The organism is Microcoleus sp. T3_B1 (assembly GCF_036700445.1).
Taxonomy (GTDB): Bacteria; Cyanobacteriota; Cyanobacteriia; order Cyanobacteriales; family Microcoleaceae; genus Microcoleus.
On the sequence record NZ_JAUBOX010000179.1, the window covers coordinates 1 to 3234 of the forward strand.

The window sequence follows — 3234 nt, forward strand, 5'->3', positions numbered from 1 at the left end:
TAATTTTAAATCACCCTAACCTTCCGTCAGTCCTATCCTATGGTACTCTCGCTGCTTAAAAACTGTCCGAAGTATTGCCGTAAATGGGCTAAACATTTCTGCTGCGCTCCCACGATCACACCGTTATATACGCTAAAATCATCGGAACTCAACACTGAGCGCAAATTCATGCCCCAGCATCGTCTCTAATTCGGCTCTACTCTGAGTATCCGCAGCATGAAACAGGCAAAAATCTTGACCCGTAGCTGTCGGTCAACCATTCTTTGACTCCCTTGACACACCACGGAGTTTCATCGAGATGGACGGAAAGCTTGTAATGGTGCCCATTGCCATAAGGCTTCAACGGCGGGTTTGACAGCATCAGCTACCCGCGCATTTGTTGCTTGTAATGTCCCGATCCCAATTTCAATTCCACCTAGTTCGTGCAGAAATTCTTGTTGTTTTTCATAGGACATATGCCCATAATTACCTAACCAGCTCAATAATGCTTGTAGGTTGATGCTTAAGTCAAGTCAAGGAACTATCCCGGATGCTGGTGAGCCGATTACTATTGCTCCACATTCATGACATTGACATTTGACTCGTCGATATTCCACCACTTCAATAGGTAAGGCAACTAAGCAGGCTACCTGCTGCTTGCTATAACCGATCGCATCACTTAATTCTTTGCTACCACAATGCTCGCAAGAGTCAGGAGTGCTGATTTGATATCTATCTACTCGCCCAAATCCTTTTCGGGTTTTGCCGATATGTCCCGGCTGTCCTCCTGGTTTGCGCTTTGGCTCGGACTCCATTTGTGACAAGTTAAGAAAAAGTGCAAATTGTCAAGGGGGTAGACAAAAAAAGGTAAAATAGGATGAAACCTTGACCGGACAAGCAGTTGAGCCATAATTAAACCAGTTATGAATAGCAAAAAACGAATCAACCGAGATCATGCAAAGAAAAAAAATAGTCCCCAAGTAGAAAATGAAGCGATTGCGAATCACCTGGAAGATTTATTAATTCCGGCAATGGCGGCCCAAAAAACTTTTTATCGCCAACTAAATTTAAGAGATAGAATTCTAACACTACCATTAATGATGGCAGCAATCCGCCAGTTTATTATGGCGAAATGTAGCAGGAGTAACAGAATTAACTAGATTATTAAATAGAGAAGGATTTTTATGGTGTGAGCCGTCTGAAATTAGTCAACAAGCATTGTCGAGCGAGATTTTTAACTTTTCCATCAATTTTATTTGAAAAAGTATTTAAAGAATTACTACCTCATTTTCGACAAAAATGGTTGATGAGAAAATCGAGACCATTACCACATAGCGTACAATTTGCCTTAAAAAACTTTGAAAATATCTGGATAGCTGACGGCTCAACATTAGAAGCATTATTTTGTAAACTAGAAAGTTTATCAGATGTTCCTAGTGGTCAATTATCCGGGAAAATGGGAGTAATCATAGACCTAGTAACTCATCTTCCCGAAGAAATTTGGTTTTGGGAAAATCCGAAACAAGCAGATAGTCATTGGGAAGAGGATTTACTAAAAAAAGTTAAGCCAAAAACCTTGCTGTTATTAGATAGAGGCTTCTATCACTTCGCTTTTTGGTCAAAATTAATCGAGAAAGAAATTGGATTTATTACTCGGATTAAGAAAGGTGCATCTTATCAAGTCAAGCGGGTATTAACCAATACTTATGATGTCAAAGACCAAATAATTCAGATAGGTGCAGGGACAAAAAAAACGCCTGTTTTGACTATAAAATTAGTACAAATTTGCTCGAAAAATTCCTGGCGTTCTTATCTGACAAGTGTCCAAAATCCCGAAATATTGCCACCCTATGTAGTAGCCGATTTATATCAAAGACGCTGGCGAATTGAATCGGCATTTTGTACAGTAAAGAGACTCCTAAATTTAAGTTATTTATGGACAGGTTCGTCCAACGGAATCCAGCTTCAAATCTGGGCTACTTGGCTATTTTATGCGGTTTTGGTAGACTTGGGAGATGCCGTTGCGGATGAATTAGGAGTGCCAATTGAACGTGTTTCACTCTTAAATGATTTATCGAGGGATGTATCATTTTTCTGTGGCCTATCAAAAAGGATTAGCTTCTGACCTAGTTAAGTATTTTGCCGACGCAAAAAATCAAGATTTAGGGATTGTTAAGCGACGACGAAAACCTCATGTCAGGCTAATTATTTCTCCTTTCCCTGGAACTCAAAGAAGTCCCGAACAATTTTTTTTCAATAATAAAGGAACAAATGGAGTCATATTTTAATTGGGTCAACAGGTAAAAAATGAGTAAAATTACTCATTGACAATAGTGCTTTTAGCTTAACTTGTGAGTAATGCTCGGACTCTGACTCTTTTGAGTTGTCAAAAGCGGCTGTCTCTGATTTCTGTATCAGATCGCTTGATGGGGGTTTCGATGATGTTTTGCTATTGCTAGGCTGTCTCTCTTGGAGCTTTTCGAGCTGGAGTTGTAATTTTTCAATCAGCTTCTGTTGGGTGAGCACAATTTTGACCAGCTCCTGGTGGCTCAACTGGTCAACCATTTCTAATTTTAGTGCTGCTGATAACTCTGACTTTTCGCTCATCTGACTACATTACCATATTGTTCGGCTCTCTGCGGAACTATTTTTACCTGAATCCTTACCTTCTACCATTTGGTTAAAGGTTTTTGGAGACACCCCAAACCGTCTTTTAAATTGGCTACTTTTAAGAGTTTTGGCTTGTTCGTATAACATTGATAATATTCACCTCAAATAGAAGAACGCAAATATTTTATCATCTGAATGTTTCTTGGTTATTCAAAGCCACAAGATTTTTGAGCTTTGGGAACTTATTTGGACAGACATTTTGAAAAATTCCAAATCTTTAATTATATCATAAAATATTTTTGCAAGAGGTCTAGTCTCAGATTTGCTAAAAGCATCATTCTGAGCAAAAAACACCGCTACTTTCTTAATATTGGGATTTTGCTTCAGTGCAGCTTTAACTGCGTTAGGTGCTACCACGGCCACAGGCGCGGAGACTCGGGCCACATAATCGCCAATCTGGGGAATGCCTTTAGCGGTGTTGGAGGGGCCGAGTACGGGAACTTTTGCTCGATCGGCGATCGGATCGGCACTAAAAGCCTGCTGGGAGAGAGTTGGGCCCACAAGACCTACCACCTTATCCTGATTGATCAGAGTATTGAAGGCATTGATCGCCCCTTGTTCATCTCCACCCGTATCTTGGAACAC

General features: G+C 40.2%; 4 protein-coding genes and 1 pseudogene. 1 reads left to right on the forward strand and 4 read right to left on the reverse strand.

Translation table 11 applies throughout. The features are described 5' to 3' along the window. Positions 1-290 precede the first annotated feature (290 nt). Both QT990_RS35535 and QT990_RS35540 read right to left on the reverse strand, forming a co-directional pair. Complete coding sequence (locus QT990_RS35535) at positions 291-455, reverse strand: hypothetical protein (RefSeq protein WP_333148335.1); 165 nt, start codon at positions 453-455, stop codon at positions 291-293. A gap of 57 nt (positions 456-512) precedes the next feature. Next, on the reverse strand, positions 513-794 hold the full coding sequence (locus QT990_RS35540; protein WP_333148337.1) for a hypothetical protein: 282 nt from the start codon (positions 792-794) through the stop codon (positions 513-515). 108 nt (positions 795-902) lie between these two features. On the opposite strand from QT990_RS35540, the pseudogene QT990_RS35545 reads away from it, so the two are divergent. Next, positions 903-2267: pseudogene (locus QT990_RS35545) on the forward strand (IS4 family transposase). Here the strand turns inward: QT990_RS35545 and QT990_RS35550 are convergent. Together QT990_RS35550 and QT990_RS35555 are read right to left on the reverse strand one after the other, a co-directional pair. After that, positions 2257-2544, reverse strand: a complete 288-nt coding sequence (locus QT990_RS35550; RefSeq protein ID WP_333311133.1) for a DUF6444 domain-containing protein — start codon at positions 2542-2544, stop codon at positions 2257-2259. The pseudogene QT990_RS35545 and the gene QT990_RS35550 sit on opposite strands and share 11 nt — an antisense overlap. A gap of 255 nt (positions 2545-2799) precedes the next feature. Continuing rightward, positions 2800-3234, reverse strand: a 435-nt coding sequence (locus QT990_RS35555; RefSeq protein ID WP_333148341.1) for an ABC transporter substrate-binding protein, incomplete at its 5' end; no start/stop codon positions are given.

Bases quoted from the DNA above. Each gene is read 5' to 3' on its own strand.
- QT990_RS35550 (WP_333311133.1), bottom strand. From the start codon at position 2,544: ATGGTTGACCAGTTGAGCCACCAGGAGCTGGTCAAAATTGTGCTCACC.
- QT990_RS35535 (WP_333148335.1), bottom strand. From the start codon at position 455: ATGTCCTATGAAAAACAACAAGAATTTCTGCACGAACTAGGTGGAATT.
- QT990_RS35540 (WP_333148337.1), bottom strand. From the start codon at position 794: ATGGAGTCCGAGCCAAAGCGCAAACCAGGAGGACAGCCGGGACATATC.